General features: G+C 72.0%; 16 protein-coding genes. 7 read left to right on the top strand and 9 right to left on the bottom strand.

All coding sequences use genetic code 11. The features are described from left to right. Positions 1 to 11: 11 nt before the first annotated feature. Entirely contained in the window at positions 12 to 524 is a 513-nt protein-coding gene (locus ACOWU6_RS07460) for a nucleoside deaminase (protein WP_271173311.1), read from the top strand. Here the strand turns inward: ACOWU6_RS07460 and pepN are convergent. Continuing rightward, the gene (gene pepN / locus ACOWU6_RS07455) at positions 512 to 3,007 is read right to left on the bottom strand and encodes an aminopeptidase N (RefSeq protein ID WP_421075280.1); all 2,496 of its coding nucleotides are present in this window, start codon (positions 3,005 to 3,007) and stop codon (positions 512 to 514) included. The genes ACOWU6_RS07460 and pepN overlap by 13 nt on opposite strands. 64 nt (positions 3,008 to 3,071) lie before the next feature. Here pepN and ACOWU6_RS07450 point away from each other — a divergent pair, with 64 nt between their 5' ends. Next, positions 3,072 to 3,527 carry an acyl-CoA thioesterase gene (locus ACOWU6_RS07450; RefSeq protein ID WP_271173313.1) on the top strand — a complete coding sequence of 152 codons (456 nt, stop codon included), beginning with the start codon at positions 3,072 to 3,074 and terminating at the stop codon, positions 3,525 to 3,527. 30 nt (positions 3,528 to 3,557) lie between these two features. Here the strand turns inward: ACOWU6_RS07450 and ACOWU6_RS07445 are convergent, their stop codons facing one another. The 8 genes from ACOWU6_RS07445 to ACOWU6_RS07410 all read right to left on the bottom strand — a co-directional run bounded on the left by ACOWU6_RS07445 (position 3,558) and on the right by ACOWU6_RS07410 (position 13,024). Further along, positions 3,558 to 4,661, bottom strand: coding sequence for a nucleotide disphospho-sugar-binding domain-containing protein (locus ACOWU6_RS07445; protein ID WP_421075279.1), 1,104 nt, complete (start codon positions 4,659 to 4,661; stop codon positions 3,558 to 3,560). A 9-nt stretch (positions 4,662 to 4,670) separates the two neighbouring features. Further along, positions 4,671 to 5,612, bottom strand: coding sequence for a diacylglycerol/lipid kinase family protein (locus tag ACOWU6_RS07440; RefSeq protein ID WP_421075278.1), 942 nt, complete (start codon positions 5,610 to 5,612; stop codon positions 4,671 to 4,673). Between the two features lie 34 nt (positions 5,613 to 5,646). After that, positions 5,647 to 5,844: a hypothetical protein gene (locus ACOWU6_RS07435; protein WP_271173316.1), complete on the bottom strand. Its 198-nt coding sequence runs from the start codon at positions 5,842 to 5,844 to the stop codon at positions 5,647 to 5,649. A gap of 97 nt (positions 5,845 to 5,941) precedes the next feature. Then, complete coding sequence (locus ACOWU6_RS07430; protein WP_421075277.1) at positions 5,942 to 8,185, bottom strand: esterase-like activity of phytase family protein; 2,244 nt, start codon at positions 8,183 to 8,185, stop codon at positions 5,942 to 5,944. Positions 8,186 to 8,295: 110 nt separating this feature from the next. After that, a complete protein-coding gene (locus ACOWU6_RS07425; protein WP_421075276.1) occupies positions 8,296 to 9,819 on the bottom strand; it encodes a gluconokinase in 1,524 nt (507 codons plus the stop codon). A gap of 15 nt (positions 9,820 to 9,834) precedes the next feature. Beyond that, positions 9,835 to 10,854, bottom strand: a complete 1,020-nt coding sequence (locus tag ACOWU6_RS07420) for a zinc-binding dehydrogenase (protein WP_421075275.1) — start codon at positions 10,852 to 10,854, stop codon at positions 9,835 to 9,837. A 17-nt stretch (positions 10,855 to 10,871) separates the two neighbouring features. Next, the gene (locus ACOWU6_RS07415; protein WP_421075274.1) at positions 10,872 to 11,639 is read right to left on the bottom strand and encodes an SDR family oxidoreductase; all 768 of its coding nucleotides are present in this window, start codon (positions 11,637 to 11,639) and stop codon (positions 10,872 to 10,874) included. 2 nt (positions 11,640 to 11,641) lie between these two features. Then, the gene (locus tag ACOWU6_RS07410; protein WP_282979174.1) at positions 11,642 to 13,024 is read right to left on the bottom strand and encodes a GntP family permease; all 1,383 of its coding nucleotides are present in this window, start codon (positions 13,022 to 13,024) and stop codon (positions 11,642 to 11,644) included. A 105-nt stretch (positions 13,025 to 13,129) separates the two neighbouring features. Here ACOWU6_RS07410 and ACOWU6_RS07405 point away from each other — a divergent pair, with 105 nt between their 5' ends. The 5 genes from ACOWU6_RS07405 (at position 13,130) to ACOWU6_RS07385 (ending at position 17,970) form a co-directional block, all read left to right on the top strand. Beyond that, positions 13,130 to 13,834, top strand: coding sequence for a FadR/GntR family transcriptional regulator (locus ACOWU6_RS07405; protein ID WP_271173322.1), 705 nt, complete (start codon positions 13,130 to 13,132; stop codon positions 13,832 to 13,834). 126 nt (positions 13,835 to 13,960) lie between these two features. Beyond that, a complete protein-coding gene (locus tag ACOWU6_RS07400) occupies positions 13,961 to 15,187 on the top strand; it encodes an MFS transporter (RefSeq protein ID WP_421075273.1) in 1,227 nt (408 codons plus the stop codon). 104 nt (positions 15,188 to 15,291) lie between these two features. Next, positions 15,292 to 17,238: a glycosyltransferase family 2 protein gene (locus tag ACOWU6_RS07395; protein ID WP_421075272.1), complete on the top strand. Its 1,947-nt coding sequence runs from the start codon at positions 15,292 to 15,294 to the stop codon at positions 17,236 to 17,238. Continuing rightward, positions 17,235 to 17,567 carry an STAS domain-containing protein gene (locus ACOWU6_RS07390; RefSeq protein ID WP_421075271.1) on the top strand — a complete coding sequence of 111 codons (333 nt, stop codon included), beginning with the start codon at positions 17,235 to 17,237 and terminating at the stop codon, positions 17,565 to 17,567. The genes ACOWU6_RS07395 and ACOWU6_RS07390 overlap by 4 nt, the downstream gene beginning before the upstream one ends. After that, positions 17,557 to 17,970 carry an ATP-binding protein gene (locus ACOWU6_RS07385; RefSeq protein ID WP_421075270.1) on the top strand — a complete coding sequence of 138 codons (414 nt, stop codon included), beginning with the start codon at positions 17,557 to 17,559 and terminating at the stop codon, positions 17,968 to 17,970. The genes ACOWU6_RS07390 and ACOWU6_RS07385 overlap by 11 nt, the downstream gene beginning before the upstream one ends. Positions 17,971 to 18,000: the final 30 nt, after the last annotated feature.

The raw sequence follows: 18,000 nt of genomic DNA, 5'->3' as shown, positions 1-18,000 counted from the left end.
ATCGTCGCGACATGAGCACCACCCTGAGCGACACCGATCTGGCGCACCTGCGCCGCTGCGTCGACCTCGCGCGCGAGGCCCTCGACGACGGGGATGAGCCGTTCGGCTCCGTCCTCGTCGACGCCGAGGGCCTCGTGCGCTTCGAGGACCGCAACCGCGTGAAGGACGGCGACGCCACCCGCCACCCGGAGTTCGAGATCGCACGCTGGGCAGCCGCGCACCTGTCGCCCGCCGAGCGGCGGACGTGCACCGTGTACACCTCGGGTGAGCACTGCCCGATGTGCGCCGCTGCGCACGCGTGGGTCGGACTCGGGCGCATCGTGTACGCGTCGAGCACCGAGCAGCTGGGCGCGTGGCATCGCGCGTGGGGCGTCGCCCCTGGCCCTGTCGCCGCGCTGCCGATCACGGCGGTCGCGCCCGGCGTCCGCGTCGCCGGCCCAGCGCCCGAGCTCGCGGCCGAGATCCGCGCCCTGCACGCGCGCATGCTCGGCCGCGAGGCGGACGACGGCGATCAGGCCGGCTGAGCCCCGCGGACCCGCAGGGCGCGCGCGAGGTGGTCGCGCTCCTCGATGACGATCCGGCGCAGTGCGGCCGGGGCGTCGCCGTTCGCGGCGAGCCACGCGTCGACGCGATCGAGCGAATCGGCCTCGGGGAACAGCCCGCGCACGAGGCGCCCCGCGATCTCGATGCTGCGCTCCTCCCACGCGGCGCGGATCCGCGCGAAGTAGGCGCCGTCGAACTCGGCCACGAGGTCGCGCCGGCCGCCGGCACGGAAGCCCGAGATGGTCGCCGAGAGATGGTCGTTCGTGAGCGTCCGGTCCTCCCACGCGGCGTTCCACGCGTCCCGGCGGACCGCGGCGTCCGGGCGCGACGCGAGCACCCGGAGGTGCTCCGTCCGGCCGCTCGCGGTGTCGTCGCGCGCGAGCTCGGCGTCGGCGTCGGCAGTCGTCGCATGCCCGGTTGCGGCGAGCGCCGCGAGCCACGCCCAGCGGAGGTCGGGGTCGAGAGCGAGACCATCCGGCGCTGGCCGCTCGCCCGCGAGGATCGCACGGAGGTCGGCGGCGCGCCCGTCGTGGAAGGCCGCCGCCGACGCGACCGCACGCGCCCAGGCGAGCTGGCCGTCCGACCCCGGTGCCGCCGCGGTCATCCCCTGCCACGTCGTCTCGAGCCATGCCGCACGCTCGGCCGCGCGCGACGACTCCGGCGTGTAGTGCCCGACCGCGTAGGCGGAGTTCGCGAGCACGCCGCCGAGCAGCGCGACGTTCGACTCGGCCGGTGCGTGACGCCGGACGATCTCGAGGTACCGCCCCGTGGGGAGCTCCCCGTCGCGGGCCGCGTTCCAGAGCGCCGACCACACGAGCCCGCGCGCGAGCGCATCGTCGATAGTCGAGAGCGCCTCGTGCACGGCGTCGAGCGAGCGCGCGTCGAGGCGGACCTTGGCGTATGTGCGGTCGCCGTCGTTCGGGAGGATCAGATCGACGTCGGGGGCGACCGGGAGATCCACGGTCGTGCGCTCCGCGCGGATGTCGAGGTCGAGCGATGCGCGGCGGACGAGGCGGCCCGCGTCGAGCGCGTACAGGCCGAGCGAGAGCCGGTGCGGACGCGGATCGGTCTGCACGACGGTGAGGCCCTGCCCGCGCTCGACCGAGATCGTCGACATGCCGGTCGTCTCGAGCCACGCGCGCGACCACGCGCGGACGTCGCGGCCGGACACGGCCTCGAGCTGCGCGAGCAGATCCTCGAGGGTCGTGTTCCCGTACGCGTGCGCGGCGAAGTAGCGTCGGGACCCCTCGAAGAACGCCTCCTCGCCGACGAACGCGACGAGCTGCTTGAGGACCGATGCGCCCTTCGCGTAGGTGATCCCGTCGAAGTTGAGCTTGGCTGCCTCGAGATCGGGGATGTCGGCGACGATCGGATGAGTCGTCGGCAGCTGGTCCTGCTGATACGCCCACGCCTTGCGTCGATTCGCGAACGTCACCCAGGCGTCTGTGAACCGGGTCGCCGCGGCGGCCGCGTGCGAGCCCATGTAGTCGGCGAAGGACTCCTTGAGCCAGAGGTCGTCCCACCAGCGCATCGTGACGAGATCGCCGAACCACATGTGCGCCATCTCGTGGAGGATCGTGTTGGCGCGCGCCTCGTGCTGCGCCGTCGTCGACGCGCCGCGGTACACGTAGGCCTCCGTGAAGGTCACGAGACCGGGATTCTCCATCGCCCCGAGGTTGTACTCGGGAACGAACACCTGGTCGTACTTGCCCCACGGGTAAGGGAACGCGAACGCGTCCGTGAAGAAGTCGAGGCCCTGGCGCGTGATCTCGAGCACCTCGTCCGCGTCGAGGTGCTCCGCGAGCGACGCGCGGCAGAGGACGCCGAGAGCGACCTTCTGCTCGTCGCGGCGCCAGACGCCGTCGACGCGGTGGTACGGGCCCGCGGCGACCGACGTGATGTAGCTCGAGATCGGCAGAGTCGGCGCGAACTCGATGTGCTGCGCGCCATCCGCCTCCTCCGACGCGACCGCGCTCTGATTCGAGAGCACGTGCCATCCGCTCGGCGCGGAGACGCGGAACGTGTACCGCGCCTTCATGTCGGGCTGCTCGAAGCAGGCCATCACCCGGCGGGAGTCGGCGGGCTCGTACTGCGTGTACAGATAGGTCTCGCCGTCGACGGGGTCGACGAACCGGTGCAGGCCCTCGCCCGATCGGCTGTACGCGCCGCGTGCCGCGATGCGCACGGTGTTGCGGTCGGCGAGGCCCGAGACGCGGATGCGCGCGCCATCCCACTCGACATCGTGCGCGACGCCGTTCACCTCGACGGACTCGACGGCCTCTCCGATGAAGTCGATCCACGTCTCCTCGGCCGTCGCGTCGAACTCGAGGACGCTCGTCGTCGGGAAGCCGCTGCGCTGCGGATCGGGTGCTCCCGTGAGATCGAGCTCGACGCGGATGGCGTGGACGGTGATGGCCGCGGATCGCGCGGCCGCTGCTTCACGGCTGAGGTTGGCGCTGTTCACCGGTCCATGCTTTCACGGCGCGGAGCCGTCGCCGCGGAGCGGCCCCGCGCGTAGGCTGGCCGCGATGAGCACTTCCGCAGACGACGGCCGCATGAACTTCCACACGCGCAAGTGGGTCCGCCCCGAGGACCTCAACGCGAACGGCACCCTGTTCGGCGGGAGCCTGCTCAAGTGGATCGACGAGGAAGCCGCGATCTACGCGATCATCCAGCTCGGCAACTACCGCGTCGTGACCAAGTTCATCTCGGAGATCAACTTCGAGGCGTCGGCTGTGCAGGGCGATCTCATCGAGATGGGCCTCATCGCGACGCACTTCGGCCGCACGTCGCTCACGATGCGCGCTGTCGTGCGCAACATGATCACGCGGCGGACGATCCTCACGATCGAGAAGATCGTCTTCGTGAACCTCGGCGAGGACGGCAACCCCGCCCCGCACGGCTACGACTCGATCACCTACCAGCGCGATCGCATGCCGACCGAGCACTCCGCGACCGGGACCATCCGCCTGCCGCAGGCATAGCCGCCGACGCGGCGGGCCCGGCTCGGAGGCTCAGAGCAGGCCGCGCAGGATCTCCTCGGCGACGTCGGCCGGCGAGGGCAGGCCGAGGAGCTCCTCGCGGACGGCTCCGACCCGCATCCGGGCATCGCTGTCGGCGAGAAGCGTCGCCGCGCTGTCACGGATGGCGGACGGAGTCGCGCTGTGCACGTCGAGCACCGTTCCGAGCCCCAGCGCGGAGACCCGGTCGGCGTTGAAGGGCTGGTCAGCGCCCATCGGGAGAACCACCTGCGGCGCGCCGCCCAGCACGCTTGCGACGAGCATGCCGCTGCCGCCGTGATGGATCACCGCGCTCGCGCGCGCAGCGAGCGCGGGAAGGTCGACATACCGCCGCACCTGCACATGGCCGGGCTGCGGACCGAAGCGCGCGGGATCGAGGTCGCTGCCGATCGCAAGCACGCTCGGTCGGCCGAGATCGGCGAGCGCCGCCAGGATGCGCTCGAACAGATCGCCGCACTCGGTGTTGAACTCGGTCCCCAGCGTCGCGACCACGGATCCGTCGGGGTCGGGCGATGCGCCGGCATCGGGGCTCAGCCAGAGCGTGTGCGGCGGGGCGGGATGCCCGGGGTCGCGCAGCGAAGGAGCGAACGGCACGACGAAGGCATCACCCTGCCATCGGATGGCATCGGACAGTCCCAGCGCTCCGCCGAGCGCATCGAGCTGCGCCCGGATACGGTCGCCGCGCACGAGCGCACCGGACGCCAGCACGGCCACGACGACCACGGGGATCCCCGCGCCCTGTGCCGCCGCCATCGCACCGAAGTCGAGTTCGTCGCAGACGAGCAGATCGGTGCCCGGCAGAAGCGGTGCGACGCGTTCGGCCGATCGACGTGCCGCGGCGCCCGCGAAATGGTCCGCGACGACAGCGATCTCCGCATCCCTGTCGACGCGGCCGAGCGGCGCGATCTCGGTCGCCCTGCGCGCGCGTCGGTCCTGGGTGGAGACCACCTTCTCGAAGACGCCGTCGGGGGCGGCGCGGGTTGCGGAGACCCGCCCGACGAGGGTGAGTTCGCCACCCGCGGCCGCGAAGGCGCGCAGGAGCGGCAGCTGCGGGAGAAGATGCCCCGCGCCGCCGACGAAGCTGCAGAGGACGCGCACCGCCCGCCGTCAGCGCACGCGCAGCGCGCCGGGCTGGATCTCGACCGTGAACTGCGTCACCTCGCCGAGGTCGTCGCCGTCGACCTCGAGCACACGCGGCTCCGGCAGCTCGACCGCGACCGACGTCGCCCGCGCGTGGGCCGCCGTGTCGCCGCTCTCGGCGCGGTCGGTCGCACCCATGAGACGGCGGATGCCGTTGTCCCACACGAACGAGCGCAGGGTGTCCAGCCAGCCGGCGATGCCCTCCGCGCTCAGCAGCAGCAGGTCGAGCTCGCCGTCCGACGGATCCGCGTCGGGCAGGAGCGTGATGCCGCCCTGCAGCATGCCGCAGTTGCCGACCATCAGGGTGTGGCCCGCCGCCGTCACGGCCTCTCCCCCGTCGACCGCGATCCGCAGCTCGATGACCTCGCTCGCGTTGACCGCGCGCCCGAGGGATTCCACGTAGGCGAGCCATCCGACCTTGCTCTTGAGGTCGTCGTCGGTCTCCACGATCATGTGGGCGTCGATGCCGAAGCCGGCCATGACGGCGAAGGCCTGTCGAGTGGGCGCCCCGTCGACGGCCGTCTCGATCCATCCGATGTCGATCACGCGCGCTTCGTCGGCGAGCGCGCGAGCGAACGCCGCCTGCGGGTTGTTGAGCGGGATGTCGAGGTTGCGCGCGAGCAGGTTGCCGGTTCCCAGGGGCACGATCGCGAGCTCCGCGCCCGCGCCCGGCTCCGCGAGGCGCTCAGCGACCGCGCGCACCGTGCCGTCGCCGCCCGCCGCGACGATCACGTCGGCGCCCCACTCGAGCGCATCCTCCGTCGCCTTCTGACCGGGATCCTCGAGCGTGGTCTCCCACCACGAGATCTCCCGCTCGTCATCGCCGAGCGCGGCGGCGAGCCCGGTCTCGAGCACCTCGCGCTCGGTCTTCGACGGGTTCCAGACGATCGCGATCCGCTCGAGTGCCATGCTTCCCCCTGTGTCCTGCGGCCGACTCGCCTCCTCAGCCCTCGGGGAGTGCGAGCTTGGCCTTCTTCGCCTGCTTGCGGTTGCGGTCCTTCGCGAAGATCTTCTTCGCGTCCGCTGGGTCCAGTCTGCCCTCGGCGAGCAGGCGGATGGGGCACCGCTTGCAGCGTGGCTTCGACTTGCAGCAGGACTTCTTCGGCTTGACCCGCTTGCTCTTCTTCTTCCCGGAGGACATCCCGACATGGTATGCTGCCCGGCTCCCCGCGCGAAGAGGGGAGCCGGGCGGATGACGCCGCGTGTCACGCGGCGGCCGAGCGGATGGCGCCAGCCGGTCAGCGCGCGTCGGCCACGGCCGCGACGGCGACGTCGGGATGGTCGCTGAAGACGCCGTCGAGGCCGGCATCGACGAACGCGCGCAGCTCCCCGGCGAGATCGCCGGCCGCATTCGGGTCGGCGCTCGACCGGAACTCGGCGGGCAGGAACTGGTTCTCGAGCCGGAACGTCCACCCGTGCACCTCGAGTCCGGCGGCGTGCGCGTCGGCGACGACCGCGGTCGGCTCGGCGAGCGTGCCGTCGGCCGCGCGCGGGATGACGACCGACTTCTCGGCGCCGAGGATGTCGGCGTACGTCGCGATCTCCGCGAGCCCCTCGGGCGTGACGAGGTCGGCGTACGTGCGCGGGTCGCCCGCGGCGCGCAGGTCGAACGGTGCGCCCGACGAGTTCGCGAGCTGGGCGATCCGGACATCCGTCATCGCGTCGAGATGACGCAGGTTGCCGGTCTCGAAGCTCTGGATGACGACGGGCGCGTCCGCGCGATTCATCCCGTCGGCCTCGAGCGCCGCGACCAGCGGCTCCTCGAGTGAGAGGCCGATCCCGTCGAAGTAGGTGGGGTGCTTCGTCTCGGGCGCGATCCCGACGGGCTCCCCGTCGCACGTCGTGGAGTGGCGGGCGAGGTCGATCACCTCGTCGAGGGTGGGGATCAGGTACAGCCCGTCGTAGGCCGCGCTGCCGGGGCGGACGTGCGGGACGCGCTCCTTGGCGCGCAGCGTGCGCAGCTCGGCGAGCGTGAAGTCCTCCGTGAACCAGCCCGTCACGCTCACGCCGTCGATGATCTTCGTCGTCCGGCGATCGGCGAACTCCGGATGGGCGGCGACGTCGGTCGTCCCGCCGATCTCGTTCTCATGCCGGGCCACGAGGACGCCGTCCTTCGTCGACACGACATCCGGCTCGATGTAGTCGGCGCACTGCAGGATGGCCGTCTCGTACGCCGCGAGCGTGTGCTCGGGACGGTACCCGCTCGCGCCGCGGTGGCCGATGACGTCGACCGCCGAGACCTGCGGGCGCATCTTCTCGAACGACACGACCGCGAACTCGGTGTCGTCGGGCGTGCCCGGCACGCGCGCGTCGTTGCCGGGGTAGTTGTTGTCGTTCCCGATGAGAAGGTCGCCGCCGCGCAGTTGCACGACCGTCTCGAACGACTGGACGGGGAGGGAGAAGACCTCGCCCGTCCCGTAGCCGTCGCCCGCGCCGATCCCGCTCGGGTTCGCGATGCGCAGCGCGTCGAGCGCGAGGGTCTTCTCGACGTATCCGTCGTCGTCCACGCTGTCCAGGGCGACGCGGTACACGCGCTTGGTCACGGCCTGCTCGCCCTCGAAGTCGTCGCGCTCGACGAGCAGCAGATCGCCGCCGCGGACGGCGAAGGCGTCGCCGATGACGTTGGCCTCCTGGTCGGCCTGGTAGCTCCAGGTGCGCCCCGTGTACGCGCCGGCGCGGATGTCGAACTCCAGGATCTCCCGGCGACGCTGGTCGGCGTCGTCGGCGTACGCGCCCTCGACCACGGGGTACAGGTAGTGGCCGTTCGTCGAGATCGCGAGCGCCTCGAAGCCGCGGCTCGAGCGCACGCGCGGCGTCTCTCCGGCCGAGAGGTAGGGGTTCTGCGGCGACTTCGCGCCCTCGAGCGCGTAGGGCTTCTCGAGGAGCGTGCCCTCCGCGTCGAAGTGGAGCAGGAACGGCCCGAACTCCTCGCCGACCCAGAACGTGCCGTCCTTCGCGCGCACGACCGACTCGATGTCGAAGTCGGCGCCCGTGAGCAGCCGCTCCTCCGTGCCCTCGTTCACGATCGGGAAGTCCAGGAGGTTGTCGCGGTCGTTGTACGAGATGAACCGCTCGACAGCGATCTCGCCGGAGCCGCCCTCCGCCGTCTCCCAGTCGGGACGGACGAGGTAGCTGCGCAGGAGGAAGTCGGCGGAGTTCCCCTTGGAGCCGAACCCGTTGTCGGGCTGAGCCCAGAACGTGCCGTCGCCGTTGTCGATCATGGCGGAGAACCCGGGGATGACCTGGCCCTCCCACGGGCCCGTGCGGCCGTTCGCGGGGGTCGCGAGGGCGCCCGACGGCGGCCCCTCCTCGAGGTGGTCGGCGGAGAGGGTCGCGCGCGCGACGAGCGTGGGCTCGGCGACGGGCGCGCCGCCCTTCTCGTTCGCGGCCAGGGCCGGAGCGGGGACGAGGGAGACAGCCACGGCGGCCGCCGCGGCGACCGCGGCCAGGCGCTGGGGCCTCCGGGAGAGGATTCGCTTCATGCCGCCAGCGAACCGAACCGCGCGAGCACGACGGTGTCGCGCATGCGGCTGCGCGGCGACGCCGAGGTGAACGGCCGGAAGCACCCGGGGACGCTCCCCGGCCATCCGCCTCAGAACGCGATCGGAAGCGAGGGCGCGAGCCGCCGAAGCCGCGTGTACGTCGGCAGGAGGGCGTCGTACAGCTCGTCGAAGACGGGCAGGAGCGCTCCGTAGACGGCGGCGTCGCCGGGGTGCGGGCGGATGGTCTCGTGCACGGGCAGGCGCTCGGCCGCGACGTCGATCGACTCGATGAGCCCGAGCGCCTGCATGCCGAGGAGGGCCGCGCCGTAGCCGGAGCCCTCCTGCCCCTCGAGCAGGCCGACCGGCGCGCCGAACGCGTCGGCGAGGGTCTGCTGCCACAGCGGGTGCTTCATGACGCCGCCCGTCGCGCGGATCTCCTCGACCTCGAGGTCGGCCGCGCGCATCGACTGCAGGACGAGGGCCAGCTGCAGGGCGACGCCCTCGACCGCCGCGCGCACGAGGTGCTCCGTGCGATGTGCGCGGGTGAGCCCGATGTAGGCGCCGCGCGCGATGCTGCTCCAGTGCGGTGCGCGCTCGCTGAGGAGGTAGGGCAGCATGATCAGGCCGCCCGAGCCGGCCGGCACGGTCGCCGCCGCATCGAGCAGCTCTGCCGTGGACAGCTCGTGGCCGGCGGCGATCTCGGATCGCACCCACTCGAGGGTCACGCCGCCGTTGTTGATCGCCCCGCCGATGACCCAGCGATCCTCCGTGAGGGCGTAGCAGAAGACGCCGCCGCGCGGATCGACCGCGGGTCGGCGGACGGCGACGCGCAGCGCCCCGCTCGTGCCGATCGAGCAGGCCGCGACCCCGGGCCGCACAGCTCCCACGCCGAGATTGGCGAGGGGGCCGTCTCCGGCGCCGACGACCACGGGGGTCGCGAGCGGGAGGCCCGTGGCGGACGCCCCCTCCTCCGTGAGCGCGTCGAGCACCGTGGTCGTCGGGACGAGCTCGGGGAGCTGCTCGGCGCGGATGCCCGCGAGCGAGAGCGCCTCCTCGTCCCAGTCGAGGCGGTGGATGTCCATGAGCCCCGAGCACGACGCGAGCGAGTGGTCGATGACGAGCGCACCGCACATCCGCAGCAGCGCCCAGTCCTTGATCCCCGCCCAGATGGCCGCCTGCTGGCGGATCCGAGGCTCCTGCTCGCGGAACCAGATGAGCTTGGTGAGCGGCGACATGGGGTGGATGGGCGTTCCCGTGCGCCGATGGAGGGCGAGCCCGCTCGCGGACGCGCGCAGCCGCTCCGCCTGCACCGCCGCGCGCGTGTCGGCCCACGTGACGACGGGCGTGATCGGCTGCAGCTGCGCGTCGAGCGCCAGCAGCGAGTGCATCGCCGACGAGAACGACAGCCCCGCGACGCGCTCCGCGCCGATCTCGGCGACGACTTCGCGCACCGATGCGTAGACCGCGCCCAGGATGAGCTCGGGGTCCTGCACGGCGTGACCGGGATGCGGCTCCTCGAGCGGGTAGCCCTGCGATGCCGAGGCGACGAGCTCGCCGTCGACCGTGTAGGCGACCGCCTTCGTGGCGGTCGTCCCCATGTCGACGCCGATCACGATGTCGCGCGGGTTCGTCATGCTCCGACCTCCTCGTCAGCCAGCGTCGCTCTGCAGCGTCACGACCACCTTGCCGGAAACCTGCGCATCGCGCGCGATCCGGAAGGCCTCGGCGACCTCGGCGAGCGGAAGCGCGTGCGTGACGACCCTCTCGATGCCGGGGTCGGCCGCCAGCAGCGCGACGGCCTCGTCGATCTCGTCATGGAACCGGAAGGTGCCCACGAGGTGCACCTCCTTCGAGATGTACGGCGCGAGGTTCACCGGCCGCGGCTCGTTCGGGACCATCCCGACCTGCACGACGACGCCCTTGCGGCGCACCGCCGTGCCGGCCGACGAGATCGCGACGGGCGCCCCCGAGCACTCGAAGACGACGTCGAACGCGCTCTGCGGGAGCTCCTCGGTGCCCACGCGAACGAGCGCGTCGGCCCCGAGTTCCTCGGCCCGCGCGAGCGGGGCCTCGAGCACGTCGCTGACGGTGATGTGCGCGGCACCCCGTGCGCGGGCCGCGGCGACCGCGAGCAGGCCGATCGGCCCGGCACCCGACACGAGCACCCGGGCGCCGGCGAGGTCGCCGGCCCGGGTGGCGGCATGCAGCGCGACGCCCAGCGGCTCGGCGAGCACGGCGCGGCGCACGGGCAGCGCGTCGGGCAGGACGCGGATCATGTCGGCCCGCACGACGAGCTGCTCGCTCATGCCGCCCTGGGTGTGCGGCCACGTAGACGCGCTGCCGAGGTACGACCCGCCCGGCCACAGGTGCGGGTCGTCCTCGATGCCGCGCTCCGGGGTCCCGAAGCGCGCGGGATGGACCGTCACCGGCGTCCCGGGGGCGAGCCGGCCCGACGGGTCGAGATCGACCCGTCCGGACAGCTCGTGCCCCGGGACGAGGGGCTCCCGCACCACGTACTCGCCGTTCGCGCCCTCGAAGTAGTAGTGCAGGTCGGAGCCGCAGATGCCGACGCTGTCGACGCGGATCCGCACCTCGCCCTCCCCCGGCTCGGGCGTCGGGGCCTCGCGGACCTCGATCCGCTCCTTGCCGTCGATGAATGCGGCGCGCATGCTCTTCTCCCTCTCGCTCACACGACGGCGGTCATGCCGCCGTCGACGAAGATGTTCTGCCCCGAGACGAAGCTCGACGCATCGGACGCGAGGTAGAGCAGCGTGCCCCACAGCTCGCGGAAGTCCCCCCAGCGCTGCGCGGGCGTCCGGTTCACGAGCCAGGAGTTGAACGCCTCGTCCTCGACGAGGGCCCGGTTCATCTCGGTCGCGAAGTACCCGGGCGAGATCGCGTTGACCTGCACGTCGTAGCGTGCGAGGTCGGCGGCCATCCCCTTCGTGAGCATCGCGACGCCGCCCTTCGATGCCGAGTACGGCGCGATCGTCTGCCGTGCCAGCTGCGACTGGACCGATCCGATGTTGATCACCTTGCCGGAGCGGCGCTCGGCCATCCCCGGGGTGACGAACCGCGACACGTAGAACACGCTCGAGAGGTTCGCGCTCACGACGGCATCCCAGTCTGCGACCGCGAACTCGGTGAACGGAGCGCGCCGCTGCACGCCCGCGTTGTTCACGAGGATGTCGGGAACGCCGTGCGCGGCGACGATGTCGGCCACGCCGCGCTCGACGGCCTCGGCGTCGGTGACGTCGAACGTCGCCGCGTGCGGTCGGCGGCCGGTCGCCTCGGCGATCGCGTCCTGCGCGGACGCGAGCGCCGCGGCGTCGCGTCCGTGCAGGACGACCTCGGCCCCCGCCTCCGCGAGCGCGAGGGCGAGAGACGCGCCGAGACCGCGAGAGGAGCCGGTGACGAGCGCGAGCCGGCCCGTGATGTCGAAGATCCCCGCCATGCTCAGAAGATCGCGAAGACGATGAGCACGATCGCGAAGCCGACGACCGACTCGATCGCCTGCTGCACGGTCCAGGTCTTGAGGGTGGTCTTGACGTCCATGCCCATGAGCCGGCCGACCAGCCAGAAGCCCGAGTCGTTCACGTGGCTGGCGAACACCGAGCCCGCCGCCGCGGCGAGCGTGATGGCGGCCGTGTCGATGACGCTGTAGCCGCCCGATGTGACGGCCGGCGCGAGAAGGCCCGCGGTCGTGACGAGGGCGACCGTCGCCGAGCCCTGCGCGACGCGCAGCGCGACGGCGATGACGTACGCGGCGAAGATCACGGGCATGCCGAGGTCGGCGAGGGTGCCGGAGAGGGCGTCGCCGATGCCGGATGCGCGCAGGACGCCGCCGAACATGCCGCCGGCGCCCGTGATGAGGATCACGGAGGCCACCGTGCCGAGCGTGCCCTCGACGAGCTTCTCGAGCGCCGACCCGTTCTCGCCGCGGAACTTGCCGAGGACGAGCAGGGCGACGAGCGCCGTGATGAGGAGGGCGACCGGCGACGTGCCGATGAGGATGAGCGCCTGGACCCACGCGGCGTCGCCGTCGACGACGCCCGCGGTCGACAGGGTGCTGAGGCCGGTGTTGAGGAAGATGAGCACGAGCGGGAGCAGGAGGATCATGATGACCGTGCTCGCCTTCGGCGGGTTGGCCGGCTGGTCGTCGTCCTGCGCGCCGAAGAGCTCGGGCACGATCATCGGGTAGCGCGAGTTGACGAACTTGCCCCACAGGTAGCCCGAGAGGTACCAGGCCGGGAACGCGATGACGAGGCCGAGCAGCATGACCACGCCGAGGTTCGCGCCGAAGAAGTCCGATGCGGCGACAGGCCCCGGGTGCGGGGGCAGGAAGACGTGCATGACCGAGAAGGCCGCGGCTCCGCTGAAGCCGTAGAGCAGGAGGTTCCGGCCGCCGATGCGGCGCGCGACCGCGAAGATGATCGGCAGCATGACGATGAGGCCCGCGTCGAAGAAGATCGGGAAGCCGAGGATGAGCGAGGTGAGGCCGAGTGCGAAGGCGGCGCGCTTCTCGCCGAAGATGGCGACCATCTTCTCCGCGATGACGCGGGCTCCGCCCGACGACTCGATGAGGCGGCCGATGATCGCGCCGAGCCCGATGAGCAGGGCGACGGAGCCGAGCGTCCCGCCGAAGCTCGACACGAGCACCTCGTTGACGAGCGCGTTCAGCGGCAGGCCGGTCGCGATCGCGGTGAGCAGCGAGACGACGATGAGGACGAGGAAGGCGTGCAGCCTCACCTTGATCACGAGGAAGAGGATGAGCGCGACGGCGACGGCCGCGATGCCGAGCAGAGGCCCGGTGCCCATCGTCTGGGTCCAGTCTTCCATGGTTTCTCCATTGAAATCGAGGGCGCGCACTGTCGCGTGCCGTGCATCAAAGGTACTACTTAAACAACGGATAAGATACTACGTAACCGCGAGCAAGGGAGCGACATGGCCATCGGAGTCCACGGCGATGTGCTCGACGATCTCGGGAGCCGGATCGCGTCGGGCGACCCCCAGCCGGGAGCCGTCTTCACGCTCGCCCAGCTGGAGCGCGACTACGGCGCCTCCCGCACGGTCGTCCGCGAGGCGGTGCGCGTGCTCGAGAGCATCCGCATGGTCGCGTCCCGCCGCAAGGTCGGCATCACGGTCCTCCCCCGCGAGCAGTGGGACGCCTTCGATCCGCACCTCATCCAGTGGAACCTGCGCGGCCGCTTCCGCCAGCAGCAGCTCGAGGCCCTCATGGAGCTGCGCGTCACGGTCGAGCCCATGGCCGCGCGCCTCGCCGCCGCCCGGGCGACCTCGGCTCAGCGCGCCGAGCTCCTGCGGCTCGCCGAGCGGCTCAACACGCTCGGGCAGACCGGCAAGGGCGACTCGGAGGAGTACCTCGCGGCCGACCTCGCCTTCCACGGCACGCTCCTCGCGGCCTCCGGGAACCCGCTCCTCACGGCGCTCGAGACGCCCGTCCACGAGGTCCTGAGCGGACGCGCGAAGCTCGGCCTCACTCCGGGCATCCCCGCCGAGGGCACGCTCGAGGATCATCTGCTCACCGCCCGCGCGATCGCCGAGGGCGACCGGGACGCCGCCGAACGGCACTCGCGGTCGCACATGATGACGGTGTGGAGCGAGATCGCCTCCGACGACGTGGTCAGCTGACGCCGAGGTCGGCTCGGTAGAGTCTCCTCTGTCGGACGCTCGTCGTCCGAGAGCAGTGCATCTACCGGCCGCCGGAGACTCCGGCGGACAGCGGCGGCACCCGAACCCCGCGAACCGGAGGTGCCCATGACGATCAGCGACGTCCGAGAGAGCCGCAGCCTGCTGCGCATCGCAGGACTCCCCTACTTCCTCATCGCGCTCGTGGCGCGGCTGCCGTTCGCCATGATGGTGGTCGGCGTGCTCACGGCGGTCGTGTCCGTCCGGGGCTCGCTCGCGCTCGGCGGGCTCACGTCCGCGGCCGTCGGCCTCGGCACGGCGTGCTTCGGCGCGCTGCTCGGCGCCGCCGCCGATGCGTTCGGGCAGCGCCGCGTGCTCCTCGTGCTCGCGTCGGCGAACGCGGTGGCGCTCGCGCTGTTCGCCGCGGTCGTCTACGGCGACACCCCCGACGGACTCGTGCTCGCGGCGGCCTTCGGGATCGGCGCGACGGCTCCCCAGGTCGCGCCGCTCTCGCGCGCCCGGCTCGTGACCCTGATCCGACGCCGGGTCGCCCCCGAGCGCGCACCGCGCACCCTCTCGTCGACGATGGCGTACGAGTCCGCGGCCGACGAGACCGTCTTCGTGATCGGCCCCTTCATCGTGGGCCTGCTCGCTGCGGCGATCGCGCCGTGGGCGCCGCTCGTCGGCGCCGCCGTGCTGACCGCGGTCTTCGTCGGCGCCTTCGCACTGCATCCCACGGGACGCCTGGTCGCGCCCGGTCGCGAGGACGGAGCGGCACCCTCCTCCGACGTGCGCGATCTCTTCCGGCCGCGCGTCCTCGTGGTCGTGGGAGGCACGCTCGGCGTGGGCCTCTTCTTCGGCTCGATGCTCACCTCCCTGACCTCGTTCATGGCCGACCGGGGCCGCGCCGACGAGGCGGGGCTCATGTACGGCGTGATGGGCATCGGCTCGGCCCTGTTCGCGCTCGGCATCGCATATCTTCCGGCCCGGTTCTCGCTCGCCGCACGATGGATCGCGTTCGCCTCGGTGCTCCTCGCGGGCTCCCTCTCGCTCCTGCTCGCCGCCAGCCCTGCGGCCATGGCGTGCTCGCTCGCGGTCATCGGCATCGGCATCGGGCCGACCCTCGTGACGCAGTACAGCCTCGCCGCGGCCCGCAGCCCCGAGGGCCGCTCTGCCACGGTCATGACGATGGTCGGCTCGGCCGTCGTCGTCGGGCAGGCGATGGCCTCGGCCCTCACCGGGTCCGTGTCCGAGAGGTTCGGCACGTCGGCTGCGCTCCTGCTGCCGATCGCGGCGGCCGCCCTCGTCCTCATCGCGGCGGTCGCGAACGCCGTCCTGTCGCGCCCACGCGCCTGATCGGCGTACCGGCCGGCAGGGCGGATGTCAACGCCGACCGCGTGGATCCACCGCGGCCATAGGATGGCGCGGATGGGCACGAGCGACGACGGGATGGTCCGCAGATGAGCGCGCGCTTCGCAGCGATCCGCATCCTCGCCGTCCTGTCGGTGATCCTCGGCGTGAACTACGTCGCCTGGCGCTGGCTCGAGTCCGTCAACTGGTCGGCGTGGTGGATCGCCGTGCCGCTCGTGCTCGCGGAGACGTACAGCCTCATCGACACGATCCTCTTCTGCCTCACGATGTGGCGCGCACGAGACCGCCCCGGCCCGCGCTCGGAGCCGCAGGGCACGGTCGACGTGCTCATCACGACGTACGACGAGCCGCTCGACCTCGTGATGGGCACCGCACGGGCCGCGAAGCGGATCGCCTATCCGCACTCGACCTGGATCCTCGACGACGGTGCACGCGCGGATCTCGAGCTCGCCGCCGCCGAGGCCGGGATCGGCTACATCCGGCGCTCGGACGACTGGGACGGCAAACCGCGCCACGCCAAGGCGGGGAACCTCAACAACGCCCTGTTCCAGACCGACGGCGAGTTCCTGCTCATCCTCGACGCCGACCAGGTGCCGGATCCCCTGATCCTCCACCGCACGCTCGGCTACTTCGCCGACGACCCGCAGGTCGCGCTCGTCCAGACGCCGCAGTGGTTCTCGAACGTCGACGAGGCCGACCCGCTCGGGAGCCAGGCGCCGCTGTTCTACGGCCCGATCCAGCAGGGCAAGGACGGCTGGAACGCCGCGTTCTTCTGCGGGTCGAACGCGGTGCTGCGCCGCGAGGCACTCATGCAGCTCGGCATCGTCGGCTACGTGCGCGACCTCGCCGAATCGACGCAGCGCGCGCTCCGCGCGTCGGAGTCGCTGCTCGCGCGCGAGGCGAAGCGCGCCGACGGAGCGCTCCGCGAGGAGCTGATGGCCCTGCGCGCCGAGGTCGCCGCCGCGCGCTCCGAGATCGCCGCTGGCGAGCCGGTGGCCGAGACGACGTACCGCGTGCGTGCGCTGGTCGACGACGCAGGGCGGCGTCTCGTCGAGAACGACCTCGCCGCCATCCGCGCCGACCTCGAGGAGATCGGCGAGCTGCCCATCGCGCACGACGCGCAGCTCGACGTCATGGTCGTCGACGAGGTCGCGCTCGACGAGCTGGCGACCCGCGACCTCTCCCCGCTCGGCGCGATCGAGGCCGTCCGATCGCTGCTCGACGCGCTGCGCGTGGACCGGCCGGGTGAGGCCCAGCCGCTCCTGCCGCTCGCGACGATCTCGGTCACCGAGGACATGGCCACCGCGATGCAGCTGCACGCCCTCGGGTGGCGCAGCGTCTACCACCACGAGATCCTCGCCCGCGGACTCGCCCCGGAGGATCTCCGCACGATGCTCACGCAGCGCCTGCGGTGGGCGCAGGGCACGCTGCAGGTCATGCTGCGCGACAACCCGCTCGTGAAGCGCGGGCTCTCCGCCGGCCAGCGGCTCATGTACTTCGCGACGATGTGGACGTACCTGTCGGGCTTCGCCGCGATCGTGTACCTCGCCGCTCCCGTGTTCTACCTCGTCTTCGGCGTCATGCCGGTCACAGCGTGGTCCGTGGACTTCTTCGCGCGCTTCCTCCCCGCCTTCGCGGTGAACCAGCTGCTCTTCCTCGTCGTCGCCAAGGGCGTGCGCACGTGGCGCGGGCAGCAGTACTCGCTCGCGCTCTTCCCGGTCTGGATCCGGGCGTGCTGGACGGCCTTCGCCAATGTGGTGCTGGGCCGCCCCCTCGGCTTCGCGGTGACCAGGAAGGACGGGCGAGCACCCGGAGGAGTGCCCTGGCGCGAGATCTGGCCGCAGCTCACCGCGATGGCGGTGCTCGTCGCGTCGCTCGCGATCGGCGTCGTCCGCGTCGCGGTCGGAACGGCGGACGGCACGGGGACCCTCGTGAACACCCTCTGGGTCGCCTACGACATCGTCGTCCTCAGCGTGATCATCCAGGCCGCCCTCTATCGAGGGCCGGCGGCCGCCGACAGAGAGGCAACCGCATGAACCTCACGAGCACTCACCGCGACGGGTTCTCCGTCATCACGATCGACGGACGCCTGACCGCCTCGGGCGCACCGCGCCTGCGCGACGCGGTGAAGGATCTCGTCGAGGCCGGCCGCACGCGGATCGTCGTGGACCTCGGCGGCACCGAGTTCGTGGACTCGTCGGGCCTCGGCGCCCTCATCGGCGGCCTCAAGGCCGCGCGCGTGGCTGGCGGGGACCTGCGCATCGCCGCCGTCCCGGATGCCGTGCGGACGGTGATGCGCCTGACGAACCTCGATCGCGTGCTGCGCGAGCACGCGTCGCCGGAGACCGCGTTCGATGGACGGTGACGAGCCCGTCCTGCGTGCACGTGTCGAGGGACGCGCGGAGATCGCCTTCGTCGACGCCGTGCTGGACGCGCTGGAGAGCATCTGGTCCCGGGCCGTCGTCGCCGACGCGGACCGGGTGCTCTTCGGGCTCGCGGTGTCCGAGATCGCGACCAACGTCGTGACGCACTCCCCCGACGACACGGAGGTCCGTGTCACGGCCGACCTGGAGGTGGGGCGGACCGCGCTCACGGCGATCATCCGCGACACCGCGTGGCCGGTCGACATCGCGTGGGCGGACGCGTCGATGCCCGACCCGGAAGCGGAATCGGGGCGCGGTCTCGCGCTCGCCCGAGACGCGCTCGACGTGCTCGATCACCGTGTCGACCACGGGAACGTCTGGACCCTCGTCCGTCGTCTCGCCTGAACGGGAATGCCCGGGGCGCCCCGCGACTTG

It is taken from the genome of Microbacterium sp. SA156, from assembly GCF_049065455.1.
Classification (GTDB): domain Bacteria; phylum Actinomycetota; class Actinomycetes; order Actinomycetales; family Microbacteriaceae; genus Microbacterium; species Microbacterium barkeri.
Note: the sequence above shows the minus strand (reverse complement) of the source record. Positions and strands in the feature narration are given on the sequence as shown.

Bases quoted from the DNA above. Each gene is read 5' to 3' on its own strand.
- ACOWU6_RS07405 (WP_271173322.1), top strand. From the start codon at position 13,130: ATGGCCATCGGAGTCCACGGCGATGTGCTCGACGATCTCGGGAGCCGG.
- ACOWU6_RS07420 (WP_421075275.1), bottom strand. From the start codon at position 10,854: ATGCGCGCCGCATTCATCGACGGCAAGGAGCGGATCGAGGTCCGCGAG.
- ACOWU6_RS07400 (WP_421075273.1), top strand. From the start codon at position 13,961: ATGACGATCAGCGACGTCCGAGAGAGCCGCAGCCTGCTGCGCATCGCA.
- ACOWU6_RS07435 (WP_271173316.1), bottom strand. From the start codon at position 5,844: ATGTCCTCCGGGAAGAAGAAGAGCAAGCGGGTCAAGCCGAAGAAGTCC.
- ACOWU6_RS07415 (WP_421075274.1), bottom strand. From the start codon at position 11,639: ATGGCGGGGATCTTCGACATCACGGGCCGGCTCGCGCTCGTCACCGGC.
- ACOWU6_RS07425 (WP_421075276.1), bottom strand. From the start codon at position 9,819: ATGACGAACCCGCGCGACATCGTGATCGGCGTCGACATGGGGACGACC.
- ACOWU6_RS07395 (WP_421075272.1), top strand. From the start codon at position 15,292: ATGAGCGCGCGCTTCGCAGCGATCCGCATCCTCGCCGTCCTGTCGGTG.
- ACOWU6_RS07430 (WP_421075277.1), bottom strand. From the start codon at position 8,185: ATGAAGCGAATCCTCTCCCGGAGGCCCCAGCGCCTGGCCGCGGTCGCC.
- ACOWU6_RS07410 (WP_282979174.1), bottom strand. From the start codon at position 13,024: ATGGAAGACTGGACCCAGACGATGGGCACCGGGCCTCTGCTCGGCATC.
- ACOWU6_RS07460 (WP_271173311.1), top strand. From the start codon at position 12: ATGAGCACCACCCTGAGCGACACCGATCTGGCGCACCTGCGCCGCTGC.
- ACOWU6_RS07440 (WP_421075278.1), bottom strand. From the start codon at position 5,612: ATGGCACTCGAGCGGATCGCGATCGTCTGGAACCCGTCGAAGACCGAG.
- ACOWU6_RS07450 (WP_271173313.1), top strand. From the start codon at position 3,072: ATGAGCACTTCCGCAGACGACGGCCGCATGAACTTCCACACGCGCAAG.
- ACOWU6_RS07390 (WP_421075271.1), top strand. From the start codon at position 17,235: ATGAACCTCACGAGCACTCACCGCGACGGGTTCTCCGTCATCACGATC.
- ACOWU6_RS07385 (WP_421075270.1), top strand. From the start codon at position 17,557: ATGGACGGTGACGAGCCCGTCCTGCGTGCACGTGTCGAGGGACGCGCG.